23 protein-coding genes and 2 rRNA genes (1 of these 25 cut by a window edge) are annotated in these 23,354 nt (G+C 63.7%); 12 read left to right on the plus strand and 13 right to left on the minus strand.

What is annotated here, in order from left to right:
- Positions 1 to 1,086: ribosomal RNA gene (locus QZ656_RS01195) — 23S ribosomal RNA — on the plus strand; it begins 1,900 nt to the left of the window's first position.
- Between the two features lie 93 nt (positions 1,087 to 1,179).
- Positions 1,180 to 1,293, plus strand: a 5S ribosomal RNA gene (gene rrf, locus QZ656_RS01200).
- A gap of 136 nt (positions 1,294 to 1,429) precedes the next feature.
- Here the strand turns inward: rrf and QZ656_RS01205 are convergent.
- Positions 1,430 to 2,158 (minus strand): 2-phosphosulfolactate phosphatase, encoded by a 729-nt coding sequence (locus tag QZ656_RS01205; RefSeq protein WP_291991663.1) that lies wholly within the window; start codon positions 2,156 to 2,158, stop codon positions 1,430 to 1,432.
- Between the two features lie 393 nt (positions 2,159 to 2,551).
- Here QZ656_RS01205 and QZ656_RS01210 point away from each other — a divergent pair, with 393 nt between their 5' ends.
- The 5 genes from QZ656_RS01210 (at position 2,552) to QZ656_RS01230 (ending at position 5,199) form a co-directional block, all read left to right on the plus strand.
- Positions 2,552 to 3,133 (plus strand): DUF1415 domain-containing protein, encoded by a 582-nt coding sequence (locus QZ656_RS01210; protein WP_291991664.1) that lies wholly within the window; start codon positions 2,552 to 2,554, stop codon positions 3,131 to 3,133.
- Between the two features lie 14 nt (positions 3,134 to 3,147).
- Positions 3,148 to 3,561: an alternative ribosome rescue aminoacyl-tRNA hydrolase ArfB gene (gene arfB / locus QZ656_RS01215; RefSeq protein ID WP_291991665.1), complete on the plus strand. Its 414-nt coding sequence runs from the start codon at positions 3,148 to 3,150 to the stop codon at positions 3,559 to 3,561.
- 73 nt (positions 3,562 to 3,634) lie between these two features.
- A complete protein-coding gene (locus tag QZ656_RS01220) occupies positions 3,635 to 4,174 on the plus strand; it encodes a DUF924 family protein (protein WP_291991666.1) in 540 nt (179 codons plus the stop codon).
- Between the two features lie 66 nt (positions 4,175 to 4,240).
- Complete coding sequence (locus tag QZ656_RS01225) at positions 4,241 to 4,654, plus strand: secondary thiamine-phosphate synthase enzyme YjbQ (protein WP_291991667.1); 414 nt, start codon at positions 4,241 to 4,243, stop codon at positions 4,652 to 4,654.
- A 41-nt stretch (positions 4,655 to 4,695) separates the two neighbouring features.
- A complete protein-coding gene (locus QZ656_RS01230) occupies positions 4,696 to 5,199 on the plus strand; it encodes an LEA type 2 family protein (protein WP_291991668.1) in 504 nt (167 codons plus the stop codon).
- Positions 5,200 to 5,299: 100 nt separating this feature from the next.
- Here QZ656_RS01230 and QZ656_RS01235 read toward each other — a convergent pair whose 3' ends face one another.
- The 4 genes from QZ656_RS01235 to QZ656_RS01250 form a co-directional block, all read right to left on the minus strand.
- Positions 5,300 to 5,518, minus strand: a complete 219-nt coding sequence (locus tag QZ656_RS01235) for a hypothetical protein (RefSeq protein ID WP_291991669.1) — start codon at positions 5,516 to 5,518, stop codon at positions 5,300 to 5,302.
- A 242-nt stretch (positions 5,519 to 5,760) separates the two neighbouring features.
- Positions 5,761 to 8,604: an Hsp70 family protein gene (locus tag QZ656_RS01240; RefSeq protein ID WP_291991670.1), complete on the minus strand. Its 2,844-nt coding sequence runs from the start codon at positions 8,602 to 8,604 to the stop codon at positions 5,761 to 5,763.
- Between the two features lie 5 nt (positions 8,605 to 8,609).
- Positions 8,610 to 10,463, minus strand: a complete 1,854-nt coding sequence (locus QZ656_RS01245) for an Hsp70 family protein (protein ID WP_291991671.1) — start codon at positions 10,461 to 10,463, stop codon at positions 8,610 to 8,612.
- Positions 10,464 to 10,474: 11 nt separating this feature from the next.
- Positions 10,475 to 11,032 (minus strand): DUF2760 domain-containing protein, encoded by a 558-nt coding sequence (locus QZ656_RS01250; RefSeq protein WP_291991672.1) that lies wholly within the window; start codon positions 11,030 to 11,032, stop codon positions 10,475 to 10,477.
- Between the two features lie 641 nt (positions 11,033 to 11,673).
- Between QZ656_RS01250 and QZ656_RS01255 the strand changes: the two genes are divergently transcribed.
- Positions 11,674 to 12,492 carry a hypothetical protein gene (locus QZ656_RS01255; RefSeq protein WP_291991673.1) on the plus strand — a complete coding sequence of 273 codons (819 nt, stop codon included), beginning with the start codon at positions 11,674 to 11,676 and terminating at the stop codon, positions 12,490 to 12,492.
- A gap of 22 nt (positions 12,493 to 12,514) precedes the next feature.
- Here the strand turns inward: QZ656_RS01255 and QZ656_RS01260 are convergent, their stop codons facing one another.
- On the minus strand, positions 12,515 to 13,090 hold the full coding sequence (locus QZ656_RS01260) for a DNA-3-methyladenine glycosylase I (protein WP_291991674.1): 576 nt from the start codon (positions 13,088 to 13,090) through the stop codon (positions 12,515 to 12,517).
- A 162-nt stretch (positions 13,091 to 13,252) separates the two neighbouring features.
- Between QZ656_RS01260 and QZ656_RS01265 the strand changes: the two genes are divergently transcribed.
- Complete coding sequence (locus QZ656_RS01265; protein WP_291991675.1) at positions 13,253 to 13,483, plus strand: DUF2789 domain-containing protein; 231 nt, start codon at positions 13,253 to 13,255, stop codon at positions 13,481 to 13,483.
- A 49-nt stretch (positions 13,484 to 13,532) separates the two neighbouring features.
- Here QZ656_RS01265 and QZ656_RS01270 read toward each other — a convergent pair whose 3' ends face one another.
- The 6 genes from QZ656_RS01270 to QZ656_RS01295 form a co-directional block, all read right to left on the minus strand.
- Positions 13,533 to 14,291: an anti-sigma factor gene (locus QZ656_RS01270; protein WP_291991676.1), complete on the minus strand. Its 759-nt coding sequence runs from the start codon at positions 14,289 to 14,291 to the stop codon at positions 13,533 to 13,535.
- On the minus strand, positions 14,288 to 14,845 hold the full coding sequence (locus QZ656_RS01275) for an RNA polymerase sigma factor (RefSeq protein ID WP_291991677.1): 558 nt from the start codon (positions 14,843 to 14,845) through the stop codon (positions 14,288 to 14,290). Before QZ656_RS01275 ends, QZ656_RS01270 begins: the two co-directional genes overlap by 4 nt.
- A 9-nt stretch (positions 14,846 to 14,854) precedes the next feature.
- Positions 14,855 to 15,217 carry a hypothetical protein gene (locus QZ656_RS01280; RefSeq protein ID WP_291992102.1) on the minus strand — a complete coding sequence of 121 codons (363 nt, stop codon included), beginning with the start codon at positions 15,215 to 15,217 and terminating at the stop codon, positions 14,855 to 14,857.
- Positions 15,218 to 15,361: 144 nt separating this feature from the next.
- Positions 15,362 to 16,351, minus strand: coding sequence for an aldo/keto reductase (locus QZ656_RS01285; protein ID WP_291991678.1), 990 nt, complete (start codon positions 16,349 to 16,351; stop codon positions 15,362 to 15,364).
- A 259-nt stretch (positions 16,352 to 16,610) separates the two neighbouring features.
- The gene (locus QZ656_RS01290) at positions 16,611 to 17,297 is read right to left on the minus strand and encodes a rhodanese-like domain-containing protein (protein ID WP_291991679.1); all 687 of its coding nucleotides are present in this window, start codon (positions 17,295 to 17,297) and stop codon (positions 16,611 to 16,613) included.
- Positions 17,294 to 18,529 carry a hypothetical protein gene (locus tag QZ656_RS01295; protein ID WP_291991680.1) on the minus strand — a complete coding sequence of 412 codons (1,236 nt, stop codon included), beginning with the start codon at positions 18,527 to 18,529 and terminating at the stop codon, positions 17,294 to 17,296. Before QZ656_RS01295 ends, QZ656_RS01290 begins: the two co-directional genes overlap by 4 nt.
- Before the next feature lie 45 nt (positions 18,530 to 18,574).
- On the opposite strand from QZ656_RS01295, the gene QZ656_RS01300 reads away from it, so the two are divergent.
- Positions 18,575 to 19,015, plus strand: a complete 441-nt coding sequence (locus QZ656_RS01300) for a hypothetical protein (protein ID WP_291991681.1) — start codon at positions 18,575 to 18,577, stop codon at positions 19,013 to 19,015.
- Between the two features lie 249 nt (positions 19,016 to 19,264).
- On the opposite strand, the gene QZ656_RS01305 is transcribed toward QZ656_RS01300, so the two are convergent.
- Positions 19,265 to 19,732 (minus strand): hypothetical protein, encoded by a 468-nt coding sequence (locus QZ656_RS01305; protein WP_291991682.1) that lies wholly within the window; start codon positions 19,730 to 19,732, stop codon positions 19,265 to 19,267.
- A 420-nt stretch (positions 19,733 to 20,152) separates the two neighbouring features.
- Here QZ656_RS01305 and QZ656_RS01310 point away from each other — a divergent pair, with 420 nt between their 5' ends.
- Together QZ656_RS01310 and QZ656_RS01315 are read left to right on the plus strand one after the other, a co-directional pair.
- Entirely contained in the window at positions 20,153 to 21,562 is a 1,410-nt protein-coding gene (locus tag QZ656_RS01310) for a DnaB-like helicase C-terminal domain-containing protein (RefSeq protein WP_291991683.1), read from the plus strand.
- A 58-nt stretch (positions 21,563 to 21,620) separates the two neighbouring features.
- Complete coding sequence (locus QZ656_RS01315; protein WP_291991684.1) at positions 21,621 to 22,973, plus strand: IS4 family transposase; 1,353 nt, start codon at positions 21,621 to 21,623, stop codon at positions 22,971 to 22,973.
- Positions 22,974 to 23,354 lie beyond the last annotated feature (381 nt).

A 23,354-nucleotide genomic window follows, 5' to 3' on the forward strand; every position in this document is an offset into this window, starting at 1 on the left:
GTGGACGTATAGGGTGTGACGCCTGCCCGGTGCCGGAAGGTTAAGTGATGGGGTGCAAGCTCTTGATCGAAGCCCCGGTAAACGGCGGCCGTAACTATAACGGTCCTAAGGTAGCGAAATTCCTTGTCGGGTAAGTTCCGACCTGCACGAATGGCGTAACGATGGCCACACTGTCTCCTCCTGAGACTCAGCGAAGTTGAAATGGTTGTGAAGATGCAATCTCCCCGCGGTTAGACGGAAAGACCCCATGAACCTTTACTGTAGCTTTGCATTGGACTTTGAACCGATTTGTGTAGGATAGGTGGGAGGCTGTGAAACTGGGACGCTAGTTCTGGTGGAGCCAACCTTGAAATACCACCCTGGTTTGTTTGAGGTTCTAACCATGGCCCGTGAATCCGGGTCTGGGACCGTGCATGGTAGGCAGTTTGACTGGGGCGGTCTCCTCCTAAAGTGTAACGGAGGAGTACGAAGGTACGCTAGGTACGGTCGGACATCGTGCTGATAGTGCAATGGCATAAGCGTGCTTGACTGCGAGACACACACGTCGAGCAGGTACGAAAGTAGGTCATAGTGATCCGGTGGTTCTGTATGGAAGGGCCATCGCTCAACGGATAAAAGGTACTCTGGGGATAACAGGCTAATACCGCCCAAGAGTTCATATCGACGGCGGTGTTTGGCACCTCGATGTCGGCTCATCACATCCTGGGGCTGTAGTCGGTCCCAAGGGTATGGCTGTTCGCCATTTAAAGTGGTACGTGAGCTGGGTTTAAAACGTCGTGAGACAGTTTGGTCCCTATCTGCCGTGGGCGCTGGAAATTTGAAGGGGGCTGCTCCTAGTACGAGAGGACCGGAGTGGACGAACCTCTGGTGTACCGGTTATGACGCCAGTCGTATTGCCGGGTAGCTAAGTTCGGAAGAGATAAACGCTGAAAGCATCTAAGCGTGAAACTCGCCTTAAGATAAGATTTCCCTGGGGACTTGATCCCCCTGAAGGGTCGTGGTAGACCACCACGTTGATAGGCTGGGTGTGGAAGCGCAGCAATGCGTTAAGCTAACCAGTACTAATTGCCCGTGAGGCTTGATCCTATAACCTTGAGCAGCAACTCGTAACGAAACAATCACAACACCTTCTTCCCATTTTGCGCACCTCGCCAGCAGGCGGCGTGCGAAACCGTTATGCTTGGCGGCCATAGCCCTTTGGACCCACCCCTTCCCATCCCGAACAGGACCGTGAAACGAAGGCACGCCGATGATAGTGCATACTACATGTGTGAAAGTAGGTCACCGCCAGGCTCCCCTAAAACAAAGCCCTCCCCGCATCCGCGGCGAGGGCTTTGTCCGTCTACTCGATGTGTGCACCACGCGGGTCGCTGACCTGTGCGCCGGAAAGACGCTGCCCAGCCGCTTTCTCTGTGCTCTGTTTCGCCAATCAGCAGGGCGCGGGATGAGCAAGCGCATTGCTGCCACCGACGCAGCGGAGCTGCATTCGGCCGTCAGTATGCGAGGCACGGATGGCGAAGTCGAAGCGGTCGGCATCGGCACAGAGCGCGATGTCGTTCGCTGGCAAATCGGCATTGTCGTCAAGCTGGAAGCGACGGCCGAAGTCGGAATTGCGGACACGCGCGGCGTACGGTTCGGGGTCCGGGTCGTCGCCGCGGAGCAAGGCTTCGAGATAGTCTGCACAAGCCACGTCCTCGTCGCCGTCGCGGTCTACCCATTCGCCAGTAATCACGAAGCAGACCTCGGCGGGCTGCAATGCCAGGAGCGCTTTCGCCGTAGCGCGGCCGATGACCAGGCTGCCGGCGAACAGTGCGCGCGGCGAGTGAAAGCGGGTGAGGCCGCGGACGCCTGCGGCGGTGGTCTGTATCAGCGGCCGGCCAGCCAGGTCTGCACCCTGGAGGGCTGACGGTGAATTCGCAAAGTCAAAGCCGGGGATCGGCGAGCCGCCGCCAATGGCGCCCGTGGTGAGCGCCTCGGGTAGCCTGCGCTGCAGCTGGAACGCCCCGGCGATCGTCTCTACCGGGTAAATCGTCGTGGTGCCCGCGGCAAAGGCGTACGCGGCGGTCGAAAACGAGCGCAACACATCGATTACCACCACGACATCTTCAGGGTCAGGTACAGGCTGCAGGCGGTTCAGGTAGATACGGCGGGTGCGCATGGCGGCGGCGATCGAGGGCTTATTCGGAGTATCACGGATCTCGCCAGGGTCGTCAAACGCAGGCCGGCGCCGGCGTCAGGGCAAGCGCTTGAACCTTGTGCAAGGCCGAGCCTTGAGGACGGAAGGTATTGGCGGTGCTCGCGATCAGTTGCTGAAACTTAAGTTCGGCCGCGTGGCGGGCTGGTGCGAGGCGACGGTGCCGAGCTTGTGAGCAGCATGATCGCTTCGCGCCCGCAGCTGCTGGTTGCCCGCTCGGCCAGGTTTGCGGTGCTTTCTGTGCCGACCTCCGCTAGCGACGCGCTGGCTGCATCCGCGGATGTGGCGCTGCAGCCTTTGCCTCGCGCAGCGGGAATCGCTACACTTCGCCTGCCCGCTGCCAGACAACATTCGCCCATGAACCAAGCGCCACCTAGCCACCAGGAAATCATCGCTGCAACGTGCCACTGGCTCGAGCGCGCGGTGATCGGCCTCAATCTTTGCCCCTTCGCCAAGGGCGTGCACGTCAAGGGACAGATCCGTTACGTCGTCAGCGACGCCGCTGACGAGGATACGCTGCTCGGCGACCTGGAGCGCGAGCTGCTGGCGCTGTTGGCGGTGCCAGCGGCCGAGGTCGATACGACCTTGCTGATCCATCCCGGGGTGCTCACGGCGTTCGACGACTACGTCGCTTTTCTCGGCGTCGTCAATGTCGTGCTCGCGACGCAAGGACTCGAGGGTATCTTGCAGGTCGCCAGCTTCCACCCGGATTACGTCTTTGCCGACAGCGAGCCCGAGGACATCAGCAATTGCACCAACCGTTCGCCTTTCCCGACGCTGCACCTGTTGCGCGAGGAGAGTGTGGAGCGGGCGGTGGCGGCGTTTCCCGATGCGGCGTCGATCTACGAGCGCAACATGCAGACGCTGCGCGATCTCGGTGGCGATGGCTGGCGGGCGCTGGCGGTCGGCGCGCCGGCGCGCAAAGCGCGCGGCGAGTAGGGAGCAGGGCGCAGATGTCGACGCCGGCGAAACGCATCGAGCTGCGCGAGGACGAGGTCGAGTTCATCGCCATCCGTGCGCAGGGTGCCGGTGGTCAGAACGTCAACAAGGTCTCGAACGCCATCCATCTACGCTTCGTCATCGCCGCCTCGTCGCTGCCCGACGAGCTCAAGGAACGCCTGCTGCAGACGCGCGACCAGCGCATCAGCGCCGATGGCGTGGTGATCATCAAGGCGCAGGCGCACCGCAGCCTCGAACGCAATCGCCTCGACGCGCTCAGCCGGCTGCGCGAACTGATCGCCCGCGCGGCCTTCATTCCGACGCCGCGGCGAGCGACGCGGCCGACGCGCGGCTCGCAGCTCCGACGCGTCGATGGCAAGGTGCGGCGCGGTGCGGTGAAAGTGCTGCGCGGGCGGGTCAGCGAGTGAGAGCGATGATGCGGCCAATCACGAAGCGATTGCTGATGCGGATTGCCGGTGATTCGCTCATCGGGCGACCGTGGTGACGGCCGCTGCCGTTCTCGCTTTTTGGTTCGAAGAGACCCGGCCGGCGCAATGGTGGGCGAAGTCTGACGCCTTCGATCGCCTGGTCGAGGCGCGTTTCGGCGCGCTGCACGCGGCCGCCATGCGTTGCGAGTTGTACCACTGGCGCTGCGACGCCGACGGCCGGTTGGCCGAGGTCATCGTCCTCGACCAGTTCTCGCGCAATATCTTTCGTGATCGCCCGCAGGCTTTCGCCGCCGACGCGATGGCCTTGCTGCTGGCCCAGGAAGCGATCGCTGCCGGCGCCGACCAGGCGCTCGAACCGCCGCGCCGGGCTTTTCTCTACATGCCCTACATGCACAGCGAGTCGCCAGTGATGCACGCGCTGGCCGTCCAACTCTTCGCCGCGCCGGCGATGGAAGGAAACCTCGACTTCGAACGGCGGCATCAGGCGATCATCGACCGTTTCGGCCGTTACCCGCACCGCAACGCGATTCTTGGTCGCCAATCGACGGTCGCCGAGATCGAGTTTCTCAAGACACCAGGGTCGGCGTTCTGAGCGCTGCGCTCGCTTGATCGCGACGCCTTGCCATGCGCGCAATCGATTGGCCAGAGGGAGAAGCAAATGGCTTTCCAGCAGAGTTTCGATGTTCACAGTCGTGGTCGCGGGACGATTGAAATCACCGCCGAAGTAGCGCGCGTCGTGCGCGCTTCGGGGATAGACGTCGGACTGGCCAATATTTTCGTTCAACACACCAGTTGTTCGGTGGTGTTGACCGAAAACGCCGATCCCTCGGTGCGCCGCGATCTGGAAACGCTGGCGGCGCGCTGGGCGCCCGATGGCGACGCCGCCTATCGTCACGACAGCGAAGGCGACGACGACATGGCCGCGCACGGGCGAAACATCCTCGCCGGCGCGTCGCTGGGCGTGCCGGTTGGCAAAGGCGCGATGTTGCTCGGCACCTGGCAGGGGATTTACCTCTGGGAGCACCGCACGATCGCCCATCGGCGCCGCGTAGTGGTCACCGTTGTCGGTTGAGATTGCTGCTTGATCGACGTGATCCTGCGTTATCCTGCGCCATGAGAAAGATCCTGACGCTCGTCGTGGCCGCATTGATCGTCCAGCTGAGCGCTTGCGCCGGCCTTGGCGGCCTCGGCCAGCGACCCGAAGTCAGCGTCGCCGGCGTCAGGCTGCTGCGCCTCGGGCTCTTTGAGCAAAGCTTCGCGCTGCAACTGCGGATCCGCAATCCGAACGATGTCGAGCTGCCGATTAGCGGTCTGAGCTTTAGCATCGAAGTCAATGGCCAGCCCTTTGTCGCCGGCTTGTCGGATCAAGCGGTAAACGTTCCGCGTTTCGGCGAAGCGCTGCTGGCGGTGACCGCCACCAGTACGCTGGCCACCGCCCTCAAACAGTTCCACGAATTGCAGAAGGGTGGTCGTGAGGCGATCGACTATCGGATTGTCGGGCGTCTGCAGCTCGCCACTATCGGCGCCGTACCCTTTGAACGGCGCGGCGAACTGCGCCTGCCTGGGGGCGACAAGCTGCCAGCGAAGCCAGCAGCGCGCGGCGCGGAAGGCCTTTGAGCGGCGGCCGCTGGCTGTCGAAAACGCTTTCGGCTCGCTTACCGCGCCGCGAGCGTTGCGCGGCCCGTGCGGGCGGATGTTCCGATGATCGGCGTGCGCCTTACTTGAGCGGGATGATCAGCTTGTCCCAGCCTGAACCTTCTTCGTCCTGCTCGTCCTTCTTGCGGCCAGCGAGCGTGGCCAGGCGTGCTTCCATTTCGGCGATCGATTGCTCGGTAAACTGAAGTCGGCGACGATCGTTGCCGCAGCGGCGTTCAGCTTCGGCAATCGGTCGGTCGAGCTGCCGTTGGCGTCGATCTGGTCCTCTTTGCGTGCGCATTGCTTGCTCCTTGTAAATCGCTGAATCAAACGCTGCCAGCTTTTGCAGAGACTTGTCGACCGATCAAGGCCGGCCACGACGTCCTGCAAAAACCGTTGGCAAGGCTGCCTTGGCGACTGACTCATCAGCATTATGCGGAAAACGTCGCCACAAGGCCAATGCATGCAGTCAATCCCTGCCGCGCTTTGTTGGCCCGTGCAGCACCGACAAATGCGTACCGCTGCGCCCGCGCTGGCGTCCGCCTACGCCGCTGGCGGGCAGCTGTCAGCGGCCACCAGCCGCAAGCCGGCGGGCAGCGATTCGCCGAAGGCGCGGCGTTCGTCGGCCTTGTCGAGTTCGACGACGGTGTTGATCTGCGCTATCCAGCCGGCGCCGGCGTTGCTCGCCGCCAGGCGCTCGATGACCGCTGCGCGGACCACGTCGGGCAGGTCGCGCGAGCGGTCGCCGGTCAGGCGCGCGATCTGCGTCGCGGCGAAAGCGGCTGGCTCGACCTTCTTCCAGTCAATGGCCAGCAGTCCGTCCAGCCAGCGGCCGGCGACTTCGGCGGGGACGACCTGGTGGGCGCTGCCGTAGAGCGATTGACGCGCGCCGATGCGGCCCAGCGCCCACCAGCCGAGCGGCTTCTCGGCGGCGCGCTGCAGGCGGTCGAGCAGCCAGTCGCCGATTTCGACCTTGCGCTCGACCGGCAGCCGTTCAAGCGACGCGAGCAGGCGCAGCATGTCGTCGTGACTGCCGGTGATCGGCGCGGCCTGGCGGTTGCGGCCTTTCGCGACGGCCTTCGCCGGCTCGCTCTGTAGCGGTGGCAGCAGGTCGGCGAGCAGCGCTTCCTGCGTGCTCTGCGCCAGGCCGCCAGCGGCGCGACGCCACAAGGTCCACCATTCGGACCAGTTCTGGCTCTCGTTGACGTACTGGATTCCCGGCGCCAGCAACTCACACAGTTGCTCGATCCGCCAGTCGTCGAGCGCGTCGCCGAGGCCCGGGCGCAGGCAGAAGCCGGCGAGATTGAACCACAGTCGCTCGTGCTCGGGCGAGCGGCGGCGGCGCCGCGCGCGTTGCAGGAGTGCGTCGAAGAGCGCACGCAGCAGCGGCATCTCCCATTCGTCGCGCTTGCCGAGAAGATGCTCGAGCTGGCCGCGCAGGCGCCGGACGTCCTTGTTGTCGACGCTCTGCGAGCGTCCGCCAAAAATCTGTTCGATGCTCTTGACGGCGTCGGCGAAGCGCGGCGGCAGGACTTCCGACGCGCTGCCTGCGGTGCTGCCGTCGCCGCGCAGCTGGAATTCGAGCAGCCAGCGGCGCGCCGCGTCGTCGATGCTGACGCAATGGATCTCGAGGCTGCCGACTTCGGTGATCGCGGTGATCAGGCGGACGCGCACTTCGCGCTGCTTGCTGTCGGCGAGTGCCTGCACGACGGTCGCCATCGGTGGCAGGCGAACGAAGTCTTCGTCGTCGAGCGCGGCGATTTCGCCGGGTCGATAAAGCGTGTCGGCGACCGACGACGCCAGGTGAAAGCGCACCGGTTGCCCCAGTCGCAAGCCGAAGGCACGCTCGGGCAGGTCGATCTCGTGGCCTTCTTCGCTGCCGCGTGGCAGCAGGCAGATGCCACGTCGCGGCTGGCTGCCGTCTTCGAGAACCAGGAAGTAGCTGCGCGCCGAGCCGCCGCCGATGCGCCGCCCGTGCCCCTGGCGAACGAGTGCGTAGGCGACCGCGCCACGCGCCACGGCGATATCGGGATGCGCATTGTGCAGCAGCCGCAAGGGCGCGCCGCGCCAGTCGCCGAGCGTGCTCTGCAGGCGTTCGGCGAGTGCTTCGGCACGAAACACACCACCGTTGAAGAGCAGCGTATCGGGCACCGGCAGTTCTTGTTCTTCGTCGGCCAGCTGTTGCCGCGCTTGCGTTTTGTCATCGTCGGCTGCCAGCGCTCGCCGCGCCGCTGGCGCGTGGCGCTTGAGGAAAGCGGCGACGTGCCGCGTAATCGCCGGGTCGGCGGGGTAGGGCAGGCCAAACTCGACGATCGCCGCGCGCCGCTGCTGCACCGGCTGATCGGCGGTGACACGCGGAAAAAAGCCATCGACCAGCAGTTGCCGGACTTCATCGCGCGGCAGGTCGACGGTGCGTGCGCCGCCGATCAGGCGCGAACCGCTGCCGAGCAGCGTCAATAGCACCGACGGCGGCGCATCGGCGAGCAGCAGCTGTTCCTTGGCCGCCCGGCAGCGCGCCGTCAGTTGCGAAAAACGCGCCGCCGAGAGCTTGCCGTCGCTGGCCGGCAGACGCGCTTCGACGAGATGCGCCAACGCCAGATCCATGTTGTCGCCGCCAAGCATCAGGTGGTCGCCGACACCGATCCGCGTCAATTCGGGCTCGCCGTCCTTGATCGCCACCTGGATCAAGGTCAGGTCGGTGGTGCCGCCGCCGACGTCGCAGACCAGCAGCAGCCGCGTTCCAGCGAGCTCGTCGGCGAGCTGCTGTTGATGGCCGTAGAGCCAGTCGTAGACCGCCGCCTGCGGTTCTTCGAGCAGGCGTAGCTTGGGCAGGCCGGCCAGCCGCGCCGCCGCCAGCGTTAGCGCCCGCGCGCCCTCGTCGAAGGATGCCGGGACGGTCAGGATCAGCTGCTGTTGTTCGAGCGGCGCCTGCGGGAAGCGGTGCAGCCAGGCGGCGCGCAGATGCGCCAGATAACTGGCGCTGGCGGCGACCGGCGAGACCTTGGCGACGTCGTCGGCGGCGCCCCACGGCAGAATCGCCGCCAGCCGGTCGACCGCCGCGTGCGACAGCCAGCTCTTGGCGCTGGCCACCAGCCGACCCGGCACCTGCGCGCCGAGGTCGAGCGCGAAGCGGCCGGTGACCGCCTCTTCGCCAGCGGCGTCGGTAGTCGCCGCCGCCCACGGCAGTTGCAGGTCACCCGGGCTGATCTCGCCGGCGGCCGGATGGAAACGCACCGAAGGCAGCAGCGGCCTGGCGGCCACCTCGCCGGCAGCGACCAGTTGCTCGATCTCGAACAGCTCGACCTGGCGGCTGCCGGGCGCCGCGTAGGCGACGACGGTATTGCTGGTTCCGAGATCGATGCCGACGATGTACTGCTGCTGGCGCACCGCGCTCAGTCCGCCGCGCGGGAATCACCGCGCGCGTCAAACTCGACCTGCCAGCGTTCGGGACCGTCGTGCGGCAGCGCTTCGAGTTCGAGCGTGCCGGCCTCGGTGACGCGCGCGTGCAGCTTGACGCGGACGACCTCGCCGACGGCCCGGCCTGCGGCGGGCAGCGTCGTCTGAATCTCGTCGAGTTCCTGCAGCTCTTCGGGCAGCCACTCGTCGAGCAGCGTGCCGACCTGGTCCTGGCGGCGCACCGACGAACCGAAGAAGCGAAAGCGCACCTGCTCGCCGACGACCAGCCCGAATTCCTGCGCCGGCAGCGCCGCTTCGCTGCCTTCTTCCATGCCGAAGGGCGCCAGGCACAGCGCCTGCACCGGCGGTTGCATGCCGGGCACCGCCGGCATCACCGATTCGATCGCCACGTAGTACGAACGCGCCGTGCCGCCACGGATGCGCACGCCCTGGCCGCGCCGCACATAACCGTAGTAAGCGCCGCCGCGGGCGACGGCGAGGTCGAGGTCGGCGCCTTCAAGGCGGCGCGCGGCCGGTGCGCCCTCGGCGGTCAACCACGAATTGATCGTCGTCAGCGTCCGCTCGGCGAGCAGTTCGGACTTGAAGACGCCGCCGTTGAACAGCACCGCCGTCGGGTGCAGGAAGGTCGCGCCGTCGGGCAGGGCGCCGCTGAAGCCCTCGAGGTCGGCGGTCGCTGCCACCTGCCGCGCCAGGAAAGCCGCCAGGTGGCGCGTCACCGCGGCGTCCTGCGCGTAGGGCAGGCCGAGCTGCGTCAGGCCACCACGGCCGCGGCCCTGCGGGCGATCGGCGATGGCCGCGGGCGGGAAAAAGCCTTCGAGCAGCGTCCGCGTCAGTTCCTCGCGCGTCAGTTCGCTGCGCACCGAGCCGCCGATCAGCTTGGCGCCGCGGCTGGCGATGAGTAAGGGTACTTCGCTGATCGCCGGGTCGTTGAGCAGCGTTTCCTTGGCTGCCCGGCAGGCATGCGTCAGTGCGCGCAGTTGCCAGGGCTCGACCTTGGTGCCCTGGGCGCCGAGCTTGCTGGCGACGGCGAAGGCCAGCGCCAGGTCCATGTTGTCGCCGCCGAGCAGGATGTGCTCGCCAACCGCGACGCGGTGCAATTCGAGGACGCCTGCGCGTTCGAGAACGGCGATCAGCGAGAAGTCGCTGGTGCCGCCGCCGACGTCGGCGACGAGGATGATTTCACCCGGCTGGACCTGCTTGCGCCAACCGCCGGCGCTCTTGTGAATCCAGCTATAGAGCGCCGCCTGCGGTTCTTCGAGCAGGATCATCTGCGCGCAGCCGGCGCTGCGGGCGGCTTCGGCGGTCAATTCGCGCGCCGCCGGGTCGAAGGACGCCGGAATCGTGACGACGATCTGTTGCTCGACGAAGGGCGCCTCGGGGTGCGCGTGGTCCCAGGCGGCGTGCAGGTGCGACAGATAACGCAGCGACGCTTCGATCGGCGAGATCCGTGCCACTTCCGGCGGCGCGTCGTTGGGCAGGATCGCCGCGCGCCGGTCGACGCCGGCGTGGCACAACCAGCTCTTGGCGCTGGAGACCAGCCGGATCGGCGTTGCCGCGCCGCGGCTGCGCGCCATTTCACCGACCGCATAATCGAGCTCGGCGGTCCACGGCAGGCTCAGGTCGCCGGCAGCCAGCTCGCTGGCGTGCGGCAGGTAGATGAAGGACGGCAGCAGGCCGGGCGCTTCGACCGAGCCCGGCGCGGTCAGTTGCGGGATCGGCAGGACGTCCAGCGCCACCTGTTCGCCATCGCTGGCGGAGATATCGACGTAGGACAGCGCGCAATGCGTCGTTCCCAGGTCGATGCCGATAGAGAATTTTGCTTCGTTCATCGATGACTCGCTCATAGTTCGACCTCGGCTGGCGCGACGATGTGCAGATCGTGGCTGCCGGCCAGCTTGGGCAGCCGTGTTTCGACGACGCGCCAGCCGCGGTGCGTGATATTGCCGGTGAATGGCGGCTGGCCGACGACGTTGCCGGTGATGCGGATCGCCGTGGCGTCGAAACCTTCCGGTAGCGTGAGCGTGCTGCCTTCGGCCTCGGCGCGGATCGGCTCGATGGCGAAATTCTCGCTCAGCACCTTGCGACAACCCTCGTGCACCAGGCGCGCGGCCGCGCCGACGTCGGCGTCGGGATACGCCGCGACGTCTTCCTGGATGAAGTCGATGAAGCGCGCTTCGCGCTGCAGCAGCCCGAGCAATTGCAGCGCGCCGTCGGGCGCGGCTTCCTTGAGCGCTGGCGCGCTGGGCGCCGCGGGTGACTCGTCAGCGACCGCGTCGGCCGGTCCGGCGCGCCGCAAGACCTGCACGCGGCCGGCAAATTCGGCGTCGCCGATGATCCGGAAAAAGCTGCCGATGGCAATCGCGATCCGGCTAAAGAACGATGGATGGTCTGGCTTCATGAAATGATCCTGTTGTGGGCCGCCGCAGCGGCCGGGTGACGTGCTGCAAGAGCCGCCGGCGGCAGCGCCAGAGTTGGCTGCTGCGCCCTGCCGGCCCTGCGCCGAGAGGGCAATGCCGGGGTGTAGGTGGGTCTCTCGTGGAGTATTCGTTCCAGCTTGCGCATGGTAGTCATCGCCGCAGCGATATGCAACGCCGGTCAGCGCTGAGGGCCGGAGTCGGCCACTGTGAGTTCCTTCCGCGCGGGCCTCGCGGGCGCTATTGTTGCGATGCAATATAAACCATTTTGCGGGATTCTGGTAGAGGCGAACGTGGCGATCACGAGCGCGAGATCGCCGGCCCGAATGCAAGATTGTCCGGCCGCTGTGGCGCACCAGGGAGCTAATTGCCGGGCTTTTGCTCCAATGACGATAGAATCGCGCATTGACGGCCCTGCCGGAGCTGCCCGCGACGTCTCATCGACACCTTCAATCGCGGCCGCCAAGCTGGCCACGCCTTGTCAATTTCGACGGCACACGGCAGCGACGCCGTTGACGCTTTTGCATCGGCAAGGCTTGCCGACACCGTTCCGGTATTCTGCCGCCAGGCCGCTTCCTGCAAGGTGCAACCGAGAAAAACCAACCGAGAAAAGGAAATCGCTTAAATGAGTGAGACCAGAGCGTTACTCGCACGCCATAGCCGCGCCGTCTGTCTGGCCGCTGTCGTTCTGGCGGGCTTCAGCGCCGTACCCGCTGCGGCACAGGGGCCTGATGCACAGTTCCTCAACGCCTGGGCAGCCGAGGGGAGGCAATCGATACCTTCGCGGCTGGGTAATTTCGAGCTCACCACGTCAATCGCACGTTGCCCTGCCGGCTGCGAGCAAAAAGATAATGTGTCCTATCTGCTGATGGGCCTGCGTGCGACCGATGTGGCCCGGGAGAACACGACGATTGCGCAGATCGAGCAGTCTCTCAAGCCGCAGCTACTGAAAGGCTATTGCACGAGCGAGGCGAAAAGCAGAAACGCCACCCTGGGTGTATTCGTCGACGACAAGAACAGGGCGCAGATTGGGAACTTCTGGATCTACGCTTCCGATTGCGCCAGCAGTGACGCGCCCGCGCCGGCCGCGGCGCCGCAAAGCGATGTGCAATTCCTCAATCGCTGGGCTGCCGAAACGCGAGAGAAGCTGCCGAAGACGGTCGGCTACGTCGAACTCGCCAGCGCTTTGTCATATTGCCCGAGTGGCTGCGAGCACAACTTCGGAGATACTTACCTGGCCATCAAGGGATCGATGCCGGGTCGGCTCAAGGAAAGCATTACCCTCGATGAGTTGGCCGGCTACCTGCGATCGCAAATGCTCAAGGACTACTGCAGCTCCGATGGCAGGAAGAGAGGGCTGACCTTGCGATTCCATATCTACGACATGAACAAGGTTCTCACCGGCGACGTCGGCTTGTCGCCCGGCCACTGCCCGGCCAAGTAAAACCCGGGCTTGCTGGCGACCATCAGCGGCGAACGCAAGCCTTGACTTCGTCGTGACGCGGGCAGCTGCTCAGATGATCGTTGACCATGCCGCTCGACTGCATGAAGGCATAGCAGATCGTCGGGCCGACGAACTTGAAGCCGGCTTGAAGCAGGGCCTTGCTCATGGCCTCCGAGCGCGTCGTCGTGGCCGGTATCTCGGCCAGCGAAGTCCATTGATTCTGGATCGGGGCGTCGTCGACGAAGCGCCACAGGAAATCGCTGAACGACAGTCCATCGGCGGTGAGCGCCAGGTAAGCCCGGGCGTTCTGGATGGCGGCGGCGACCTTGGCACGATTGCGGACGATGCCGGCATCGGCCAGCAGCTCGGCAACCCTGGCGTCGTCGTAGGCGGCGATCCGCGCCGGATCGAAAGCGTCGAAGGCGCGCCGATAGTTTTCTCGCTTCTTGAGGATCGTCGCCCACGACAGGCCGGCCTGCGCGCCTTCGAGGATCAGCAGCTCGAACAGCGAGCGATCGTCGCGCAGTGGCACGCCCCATTCCAGATCATGGTATTGACGGTAAAGGTCGAACGCTTCGCACCACGGACAAGGTTTCATCGACATCAACTCGGCAAACAAAGATGCAGTACAGTCTACCGTCAGGAGCTCGGAGAGCGTGCGTGTCTGCCCTGGCGAGCGCTAGCGGAACGGCTCCGTCGCGACTTCGTCTGACTTATCGCCGGCTTCCTGGCCTGGCGAGCCACTATCGGGAGGTGTTACATGGATACCAACCTGCACACGATGACCAATCTCTTCGCGCAGCTCGGACTCGCTGCCGATCCTGCGGCCATCGAAGAATTCATCGACCGCCACCGGCCGCTGGCGAACGACGTCGCCCTCTACCGCGCGCCCTTCTGGACCGATATGCAGCGAGTCTTTCTCAAGGAGGAGATCATCGAGGATGCCGATTGGGCGGGCGTCATCGATGAACTGAACGGCCGCCTGCGTTAGCTCATCCTTACTGGCGCAAGCCATGCGGCCTTGACGGCGGTGGCTCGCATCAGGGATTGAGCTGTCGATAGACGGCATTGGCCACGGCCAACAGGGCCGCCTTGTCGATCTCGCCCGAAAGCGCATAGCCGCGCTGGCCATCGAGCCAGTAAAAGACGCCGACCTTGCCCTCGTTGCTGAAGCGGAACGCCGTTTCCTGCGCATCGTCGCCGTTGCGGCGAATGTAGAGCGTCAGGCGCTGGCCCTTGTCGTCCTGATACATGAACTGCGCCACCGGCCCGCTATCGCCGGGCAGCAGGCGGCCACCAACCAGCGCATAACCGAATTCGCGCAGTTGCGGAACCTGCAGCGGGGTCGCCAGACGCTTCGACAGCCAGTTGACCAGATGCGCCTCCTGGTCGGCGCCGACTTCGACCGGATGCCGCACTTCGAGGACGTATACCGCATGCGCAATCGCCGCCCGGCGCGCCAGGTCGAGCTTGCTTGCCGCCGCCATCTGCTCGCTGCTTCCCAGTTGCCAGCCGATCAGCGTACCCAGAGCAAGCCAGGCGGCCGCCGCCGCGTAAGGCGCCAGCGAGAAGCGTCGGCGCTCGTGCAGCGGCAAGCGCAAGCGCTCCGGCACGGCCTCGTCGAGCAGCGGGTCGAACAACCGCCGCAGCGTCGTGTTCTGTACTTCGTAGGCGTGAACGCGCGCCGCTTCGTCGGGTGCTGCCGCCAGATAGGCTTCGACTTCGGCGCGGCGAGCGTCCGGCATAGCGCCGTCGACATAGGCGTGCAGCTCGGCTTCGGTAAGGGCTGGCTTGCTCATCTGACTACTCGCAGCGTCGTCGCCGCGGGCGCCGATCCGCCACCGGCCATGAGCACGCGCAAGCGCTCGCGCGCCCGTGACAGGCGCGACATGACGGTGCCGATCGGAATCCCCAGCGTTTTCGCCGTCTCCTCGTAAGAGAGTTGTTCAAGGGCCACCAGCAGCAGCACCTCGCGCTGCTCGTCGGGCAGCCTGGCCAGCGCGGCGTCGAGGTCGCGGATCGTCAGTCGATCGGCCGGCGTCGAGTGGGTGGCCAATTCGCTGGTCGATTCACTGGCAAATCCAGCCCACGCTTGCTCGCCTTCGCCAGCCAAGGACAGCACCGGCGGCGGCCGCCGGCCGCGCAGCTGATTAACGAAAACGTTATGCATGATGCTCAACAGCCAGGCCCGCAGGTCGCTGTCGCGGCGCCACAGATGGCGCTTGTTGCAGGCCCGTTCGAGCGCGTCCTGCACCAGGTCATCGGCGGCGCTGCGCTCCCCGGTCAGCGCGCGCGCGTAGCGGCGTAGCCGGGGAATGTGCTCGGCGAGTTGCGCGCCGAAGCCGCTCAACATCGCCAGGCCTTACTGGGCCACGTGCCAGACCCCGTTGAAGCCGTCGCCGGTCTTGTCGCCAGGCTTCTGGTCCTGGCCCCAGAAATACAGCGGCTTGCCCTTGAAAGCCCACTGCTTGGCGCCGTCGTCGCGGGTGATGATCGTATAGTCGCCGGCCGCCTTGGCGTCACCGGCTGCTGGCAGCGGTGGCCAGTTGGCGGCGCAGGGCCCATTGCAAGCGCTCTTGCCCGCCGCATCCTTGTCAAAAACGTAGAGCGTCATGCCATTCGGCGCGACCAGCACGCCGCCGTCGATTTTGGCCGGGGCGCTTTGCGCAATCGCCATGCCGGTCGCCGCGAGCAGTGCCGCGGTGGCGACGATGCGGGTCATCAATTTGAGTTGAGTCATCTGGGTTCTCCTGAGTCGATGTTGCAGGACGTCCCTGCATCTGCGTAAACAGGCTGGGGCGGCGATTTATTCCACGCCGGCACCTGCGCATGCAAGAAATCAGTCGACGGCCCTTTGCCGGGCTAAGCCTCAGCGATTGACGGCGCTCATCATGTTCGGCGGATAGCGGTCGCCAGCGGCGGCGTTGGCGGGAAACGCCTGCTCGAGCGCGGCCAGCTGCGCGGGCGCCAGTCGAACAGCGAGCGCGCCGACGTTCTCGTCAAGATATTTGCGCCGCCTGGTACCGGGGATCGGCACGATATCGTCACCCTGCGCCAGCACCCAGGCCAGTGCGAGTTGCGCGGGCGTGCAACCGATCTCGGTGGCCAGCGCCCGGACCTGCTCGACCAGCGCCAGATTGCGCGTGAAGTTTTCGCCCTGGAAGCGCGGACTCGAACGTCGGTAGTCGTCGGCGGCAAAATCCTCGGGGCGCTTGATCGCGCCGGTGAGAAAGCCCCTGCCGAGCGGGCTGTACGGCACGAAGCCGACGCCGAGCCGGCGGCAAGCGGCCAGCACGCCGGCCTCGGGTTCGCGCGACCACAGCGAATACTCGCTCTGCAGCGCGGCGATGGGATGCTCCTTGCAGGCGCGTTCGAGGGTGCTGGCGGACGCCTCGGACAAGCCGATGTAGCGCACCTTGCCCGCCTGGACGAGCTCGGCGAGCGCACCGACCGTATCCTCGATCGGCACCGCGGGGTCGACCCGATGCTGGTAGTAGAGGTCGATGCAGTCCACGCCGAGGCGCCGCAGACTGCCTTCGATGGCGCTGCGGACGTAGACCGGGCGGCTGTCGAAACCGCGCACCGCGGCATCGTTGGGATCACGCAGGATGCCGAACTTGGTCGCCAGGAAGACTTCGTTGCGCCGCCCCTTGATCGCCTGCCCGACGAGTTGCTCATTGGTATGCGGGCCGTAGATGTCCGAGGTGTCGAGAAAATTGATGCCGAGGTCCAGCGCGTGCTGGATGGTGGCAATCGATTCGCGGTCATCGCGCCCGCTGTAGAAGTCGCTCATGCCCATGCACCCCAGGCCAAGCGCCGATACCTGCGGACCATCACGGCCCAGTTGTCGCATTTGCATCGAAGTCTCCGCGAGTCAAAAACGCAGGCTAACACTTGCCGCGCAGGCGTCAAGCGGCCGCGATCTTGCTCGGCTGCCGGCAGTGGTCGCTACGGCGGCAAGCGGGTAAGCCGCCCCAGCCGGCGCCGGCGATGCGCTCGCGAAGAAACGATGATTGGCCGTTTTTTTCGGGCGATGGCACTGGATTGCCGCGTCGGCTGCGCCTCCTCGCAATGACAGTGCTTGCGGGAGCAAGTGGCTGGTCGATCTGCGGCTGCCGCTAGCGCGGCTGTTTTGACATCGCGCGTGTCGGCAGGCCGGCTTGTTGCCAGGCTTCCAGGCCGCCGCGATACCACATGACCTTCTGGTAGCCGAGCTTGATCGCGCGTAAGGCCGCGTTGTACGACATCCAGCAGTTCACGCCTTCGCAGTAGAGCACCAGCGGCCGCGACTTGTCGCCTTTGGCAATGGTCTGCAGATACTCACCGAACTCGCGCTGCGTATTGTCGGTGAAGCTGCCGCCCTGCGCGGCGGGCACCACCGAAATCGCATCCGGCAGCGAGGTCTGAGCGCCATAGACGTCGAGTAGCAGCACACCGGACTGTTTGTCTTGCAGCAGTTTCCGCAAGGCCTGCGTGCCAATCACCGAGCCGCCGGGGATTTTCGTCGGTGTCGGACCGTGCAACTGATTGCTCGGCCTGAGCTCATTTGTCGGCGGGATTCCGAAGTCCTGCGTCTCGGCCATTCCCGAACGCGGCGAGTTGCCGTAGGACGCCGTGGCGTCGCCAGGTCCAGGGCTGCTCTCTGGAGCGCTGGGCGCGACCGGCTGGGCGGCTTGCTTGCGCGGCGAGTGGGGTGCTACGGGTGCAGAATCGAAAGTGTTCTGCGCCGCCGCGACCGCCGCATGCAGCGTCGCCACAGCGAACAGCAGCGTCCGCAAGGCAGCATAGGTTTTGCTCGCTTTCATGGGACGCGCTCCAGTTGCACACCGTTGCTGGGTGTGTAATTCGGGTTGTCGGTGGAGATATAGCTGCCGTCACCGACCCGCCAAACGTAATCGTTCTGGATGCTGGCACGCACCGGCGTGTTGCTGGCCGGGTCCTTGTAGGTGTTGTATTCGCCAATACCTTCCAGCGTCCGCCGGTGAATTCGATCGTCGGTTTCCTGAGTGCTTTTCCAGGTGTTGGAGTAGATCTGCGAGACCTCACTGAGCGTCTTTTGGCGAATCTGCGCGCGATCATTCGCCCCCTGGAGATTGATCTGGGTCATGCGATCGTTATGCCAGCGGGTGATGCCCATCGATTGCTCCCGGGCGATTCGATCGGAAGCCGCACGCGTCGCTTGCCCCCACATCTCGACCCATTGCTTCTTTGCTCGCATCGAGTTGCGCAGACGTTCGCCGAGAGCGAAATCGAGCTGACCGTCAGGCGCGTGCTGCGCGTAGATGTTGGGCGTGCCGGCTACGACATTGCCCTGCATTTCGGAGAAGCTGATCGTCGTGATCAGGGATTCGCGAAATTCCCGGCCATCCTGAGAATAGGCAATCAACATTTGGCCGGCCTCATAGTGCGCGCGCGCACCGCCCAGGCCCGAGGTGTTCTGCGGTATCTCCTTGACCAGGTCGGGACGATCACGGTACTGGAGAATCCTGGCGCGGTTGCCATAGCGTTGGTTGACCACCATAGCGAGGTAGCCGCGCACCGAGTTGATCGGCATCGGCGCACAGGGGTTGAACTGGATTTCGGTGCCCTGCACCTGCCAGTTATATCCAGGCCGGATTTCGAACCCCTGCAGACCATCTGGAGAGGTGGCCTGCCAACTCATGCGCATCATGTTGCCGACACACTGGCTGTTGCGGTCCCAGGTCACGCCGCCACGCGTCACCCAGTCTTCCGGGATGCGCACGGTGCCCACCTCGACGGCTTGATTGAATCCCTGCTTGTCCATGATCGTGACGTCCTGCCAGCCCTTGCCGGCGGCTTCGCGCTTCGCGCCTTGCGGGTCCACCGGACTGGCGACGCCGAAAGACGCGGCGCTTGCGGCGGCGGCTGGCGCAGACAGTGCGACAAAAACGAGCGCCGTCGCGGCCGAAATGGGGAGCCTGTGGTAAATGTGCATGGCGATGTGCCTCAGATAACTGACAGCGAATAGTAAGTTATCTGCAAGATTGACGGGCGATCGGCCGGCAATGGCCGGCAAGCGGGCGCGCCATGCTCATGATTTTGCTCGCCGGTCAGGCAGGGCTTGCACGCTGGCCAGGGAGCGAGGCCCGCCGACGAGCAGATTGGCGTCGCGTCGATCGCCCGCGTCGGCGTGAGCGAGGCTTCTTGCTCGACCCGCAAGCGCCTTTGCTCTTCGGGCGAGCCTTTGATTGGCGTTCGCGAGCCCGCGAAACGCGGCGGCGAAGCTCGCTGCTCGATCGGCGTCACGGCGATGTGCGGCGGCAAGGCTCCGAACTTCACGCGCCAGCCAAAAAGCCTGGCCGGCAAGGCTTTGATCTGCGTTCGTCAGCCCGCGAAGCGCGGTGGCGAAGCTTTTTGCTCGATTGGCGTCACGGCCAACTGTCCCGGCAAGGTTCTGAACTCCGCGCGCAAGGCTAAAAGCCTTGCGCGCAAGCCTTTTAGCCTTGCGCGCAAAGCGCAGAGGCTTGCACCTCGAAGCTTTGATCCTTGCGCGCGAAGCTAAAAGCCTTGCGCGCAAAGCGCAAAGCCTTGCCCGCAAGGTCGCGAAGCTTGTACTTGGGCTTGTTTTTCATCTGGATCGAGCATCGACGCTTTGCGCGCAAGGCTTTTTGCTTTGCGGCCAAGGCTTTGATGCTTGCACACCGAGGTTCAGAGGCTTGCGGCCAAGCCTTTGAGGCTTGCCGGCAAGGCTCGGAGCTTTGCGCCTGAAGCTCCGAGCCTTGCGCGCCGGGCGCGAGGGCTGCTGCGGCTCTCAGGGAGCGGCGACCGGGGTCGGTTTACGCTTGCGGCTGTAGCGACCCGCCATCGCTTCCTTCAATGAATCGAGCCCAGCACCCTTGCCGAAGACCTTGGCTATCGCGTAACCCTCGAGCGCGGCGTTCAGGATGTCGCTACCGAGCGCCATTTCGGTGTCGTCGGCGCGCGCCACCAGCTGCCGCAGGCTGGCCAGGTGCGGTCGCAAGAGATCGAGGTTGCGGAGATCGCGCTCGGCTTCGGCGAGATCGAGTTCGGGCGGGATAATGTTCTTGTTCTGCGCCAGGACGATCAAGGTTTGCCGGCAAAATGCTTCCGACTTGTCGCCCATCTTGTTCAGGCTGCGCCGCTGGTCGACCGAGAGGTCGATCAGGCCGCCGAGTTTCTCTTGCAGGGTTTCAATCGCGGCGGCTATCGCCGCCAGGTCGTCGGGGCTGATATTCAGCGATACCATGTTCTGGGTCATGAGAGTGTCTCCTTGATAAAACGAGGAAAAACAAGGGCGCGTCGGCAGTATCCCGCGCTCGTATTGGGGACGTCAATAGGCTGTGATCACGGCGCTGCGGCGGGGCTTTATCGGCGTGATGTGCAGCGCGGCGAAGCGCCGCGTCGTGGCTCGACGACAAGTGCTGTGCGGATGCTCGGGTAGCGTCGCATGAGGCCGCCGATAACGCCGGCCACCGAGCTGACGGTGACCGGTAAGAGTCGTTCTGCGGTTCGTTGAATCGTCAAAGACCAGCGCCGCACGGCCGCCGATAGCGCCGCTTCGCAAAAGCCATCGCGATGCTGGCTCGTCGCCATCGCCCGATGAATCGGGCGAGCCCCACTTGTCCGTCCGCTGTGGCGCACGACGAAGGTAACTGCCGGGTTTTGGCTCCAATGACTCGTGATTGACAGGGCCGGGCGACGGCACGGCAAGCTCGCTTGCCTTTCGGTGGCCGCTTTGCAGTATGATCGCCGAGCAGCGCCTTTCGGCCAATTGCAGACAGTGGCTATTTCTCTCAAAAGCGGACATGATGCCATCACATTTTGTGACCTAACGTTCTTTGTTCGTACCACCTTTCCGCAAATCCAGACAATGCCCTTGCCTATCAAAATTTTCATAAGTTATTGCCACCGAGACGAGGGGTTGCGTAAAGACTTAGAAGTACACCTGTCACCTCTGCAACGAGAAGGGGTGATCGAGCATTGGCATGACCGAATGATCATTCCCGGTGATGGATGGGAAGACGCGATCGACGAAAAGCTTGGGTCGGCTGACTTGTATTTGTTTCTGATTAGTCCTGACTTCATCGCGTCGGATTACTGCTATGGAAAGGAGTTAGCCCGCGCGCTTGAGCGCCATCGAGCTGGAGAGGCCTTAGCTCTTCCCATCGTCGTTAGACCGGTAGAGTGGAAAACGACAGCGCTCGGTCAAATTCAGGGCTTACCAAAAGACGGAATTGCCGTTACGACATGGACAAACTCAGATGAAGCTTGGGTAAACGTTGTTAGTGGCGTAAGAAGTGCCTGCAATAAAATTTCCGAACGATTGCGCGCAAGAAATGCTTCCGGAGCCGCGTTTCGCACCCAAAAAATAAATTCTGTCCTAACGAGCTTGTTTGAGCGTATTCAACAGCGCCACAACTCCGAGACGCCTCCGGTTTCTGGGTTAGCAACCGGGCTGGTTGACCTCGACTCTTTTATTGGAGGATTCGAGCAGAAGGAGCTAATACTTATTGCCTCTGCTCCGCAGATCGATCGGCTCGGCGTGATATTGAAATTTATCTCCAATTTCTCGGTGGAGATCGGACTTCCATGTGCACTGGTTTGTGCAAGACACGATGAAGTTTATTTGGGGAGCAGGTTCCTCTGCGCTACCGGGAAGCTTCCGGTACGAGAAGTGTCATTAGGAATGCTGAGTGACGAACAATGGTCCTCTTTGTCCCATGTTCTGGACGGGGTGCATGAGGCGCCGCTGTCCTTTGTCTCGTATGCCGGCCAAACCCTTGATGAGCTGTTTCAACAGCTCGACGAGTTGGCAAAGCAATATGGAGTACTCGCTGCAGTTGCTATTGATTCGCTAGATCACCTCGCAGGAGACAAGGGAAGAAACGTTCAAGCTCTGAGGAACTACGCCAGGCGGACCAATAAAGTTGTCTTAGTGGGCTGCGGGCTAGAAAGGAATCCTGACTCCAGACCCAACAAACGACCGATCCTCGCCGATATTGGGCCTTGGGTGCCGTTAAACGCATCTCGTTATACACAACTCACTCAGCATAACGTGGCCGCCCGATGTGCCCTGACAAATAGTTGACTGATTTTGTCTGGTATACCCCTTGCTTTCCCTTTGCCATTTTCATAAGGATCGGGCGATGGCAAACTGGGCGGGAGACGAATTTGGCGGGGCTGAACTGGGGGACGGACGTCTGAGACGGAGGCTGATCAAACTGGCGACACGCTTTGCAGAGCAGCCGACGGCGAGCATACCGGGCGCCTGTGGGGATTGGGCGGAGACTGTGGCGGCGTACCGTTTCTTCGATCAGGCCCACGCTGGCAAGCGCGGGTTGAACTGGCAATCGATCCTGCAACCGCACATGGATTGCAGCCAAAGGCGCATGGCACAACACCCGGTGGTGTTGTGCCTTCAGGACACCACCGAACTGGACTTCAACGGTCAGGAGATCGAAGGACTCGGGCCGCTCTCGTACGAAGCCCAGCGCGGCATGTATCTGCACCCGACCTATGCGGTGACCCCGGAACGCGAACCGCTCGGGGTGATCGACGCCTGGATGTGGGCGAGAGAAGCGAAAGCGGCCGACGGAAGCCGGCCGGGCATCAGCGAGAGCACGCGCTGGATTGAAGGCTACGAGCGGGTCGCCGAAACCGCGGCGGGGATGCCACAAACGCGATTGGTCTATGTGGCCGACCGCGAAGCGGACATCGTCGGCCTGATGCAGCGCGCCCAGGCGTTGGGAACGCCGGCCGACTGGCTGATTCGCGCCAAACACAACCGCTGTTTGCCGCAAGGCGGCAAACTGTGGGCGGCAACTCTTGCCGAAGCGCCCCTCGGCGAGATCGAATTCACTCTGGCATCGCGGCACGGGCAGCCAAAACGGATCGTGCGCCAGCAGTTGCGAAGCCATGCGGTCGACCTCCCGGCTCGTGACACGGACGGCCGCCACATCAGAGTGACCTGCCTGATCGCCACGGAAATCGGGGCGCCCGCCGGCTGCAAGCCGGTCGAATGGCGCTTGCTGACCAATCGTAAAGTTGCCGATCTTGAGGCGGCCGTCGAATTGATCGACTGGTATCGCTGCCGCTGGGAGATCGAAACCTTGTTCCATGTGCTCAAGAACGGCTGCCGGGTCGAGGCCTTGCAACTGGGCAGCCAGAGCAAGCTGGAACTGGCTCTGGCGGTCTATCTGGTTGTTTCCTGGCGCCTTGCCCGCCTGATCCGCCTGGGACGCATCCACCCGCAGTGGCCTGCCGATCTGCTCTTCTCCGAAACGGAATGGGCCGGCGCCTTTATCCTCAACAAGAAGAAACCACCGAAGAAGGTGCCGAGCATTCGCGAGGTCATCCGTTTGATCGCGCAGCTCGGCGGATTCCTCGCCCGCAAGGGCGACGGCGAACCCGGCGTCAAATCCCTCTGGCTCGGCATCCAGCGCTTGCGTGATTTCGTCTCCGGCGTAGAGCATATGCGCGAGCTCCGTCATGTCATGTGAGTTGTGTATAACGGGATGCGTTAAACGAGCATATCGATCACGTCATCTGCGTCTATCTGGACCAAATTTATAACCCCGACACCGTAGACATAGGCGTAGCTGAACTACTCATTCAAGGGATGAATCATACTCGTTCCGGCACGGTGCGAGTAAGTTATCTCCCGGAATCCCAGTCCTACACCAATCTAAAACAGAAGAAGTCGCGATAGGCGCCCTCGCTAATTTGATGTTCGCACGAAACTCTGTCAGACCGTTTGCGTTGTAGGACTCCTTTCACAAAGCCCGAAGGTCACCTCTGCGTCGGTTGCCGCCGATGGGAATTCCTGAGAGCGGCCACTGCCAGTTTTTTACGAAAAAAGTCGCTCAAACACTTCTTGTACG

The organism is Candidatus Accumulibacter sp. ACC003, assembly GCF_907163085.1.
GTDB lineage: Bacteria > Pseudomonadota > Gammaproteobacteria > Burkholderiales > Rhodocyclaceae > Accumulibacter.